The following is a 1,116-nucleotide window of genomic DNA, read 5'->3' as shown; positions in this document are numbered from 1 at the left end:
TGTTGTGGGTCATGAGGTTCTTGGCACGAGGCCCGGGCTGAGATGAGACGAGCGGGCCCCGCCCGGCAGGATGGAAGTTCCTCAACAACCCATCCGCTGGAAAGAGCCCGCTCATGACCCACGCTAACGCACCCCTGACCCCCACCGGCCGTCTCAGGATGGTCCACCGCCACCTGCACGACGGGATCCCCCAAGCCCATGTCGCCGCCGAGTTCCGCGTCAGCCGCCCCACGGTGGCCACCTGGGTGGCCCGCTACCGCGCCGAGGGCGAGGCAGGACTGCAAGACCGCTCCTGCCGGCCACGACGCTCTCCCGCCCAGCTCGACCCCGAGGTGGTGGCCCAGATCCAGACCCTGCGTCGCAGGGAGAAGTGGTCGGCCCGCCGGATCCATCACCACCTCGTCTCTGAAGGCCACCGGGTGTGCCTCCGAACGGTGGGCAGGTGGCTGCACCGGCTGGGCATCTCCCGGTTGCCAGACCTCGCGCCCACGGGTGAGGACCTGCGCCAACGACCGCAGAAGATCACCGCCCGCGGCCCGGGGCACATGGTGCACCTGGACGTGAAGAAGATCGGGCGCATCCCTGACGGGGGCGGCTGGCGTGCTCACGGACGGGACTCCGAGAACGCGCGAGCAGCCAAGCGCGGGCCTGGCCGACGGGTCGGCTACACCTACCTGCACTCGGCGATCGACGGGTACACCCGCCTGGCCTACACCGAGGCGTTGGAGGATGAGCGGACGGTGACCACGATCGGGTTCTTCTGCCGGGCGCGGGCGTTCTTCGCCGCCCACGGCATCACCGTGGACCGGGTGGTCACGGACAACGGGAACAACTATCGGGCTGCGGACTTCACCGCGAAGGTGGTCTCGCTCGGGGGCCGGCATCACCGGATCCGCCCATACACCCCGCGCCATAACGGGAAGGTGGAGAGGTACAACCGGCTGATGGTCGATGAGGTCCTCTACGCCCGCCCGTATACCTCAGAGACGGCCCGGCGTGAGGCGTTGGCGGTGTGGGTGAACCACTACAACTACCATCGGCCTCATACCTCCTGCGGGGACGCCCCGCCGGCCTCGTTGGCCCCGGCCCGAGTCAACAACGTCATGACCTCTTACA

At 68.6% G+C, this 1,116-nt stretch carries 1 protein-coding gene; it reads left to right on the top strand.

The genetic code is table 11. The annotated features are described in order from the left end of the window. Positions 1 to 113: 113 nt before the first annotated feature. On the top strand, positions 114 to 1,116 hold a 1,003-nt coding region (locus tag D8M29_RS12575; RefSeq protein ID WP_127435664.1), incomplete at its 3' end, for an IS481 family transposase.

This window comes from Micrococcus sp. HSID17227 (assembly GCF_003989405.1).
GTDB classification, from domain to species: domain Bacteria; phylum Actinomycetota; class Actinomycetes; order Actinomycetales; family Micrococcaceae; genus Micrococcus; species Micrococcus luteus.
This window is presented reverse-complemented; position numbering and strand designations above follow the sequence as displayed.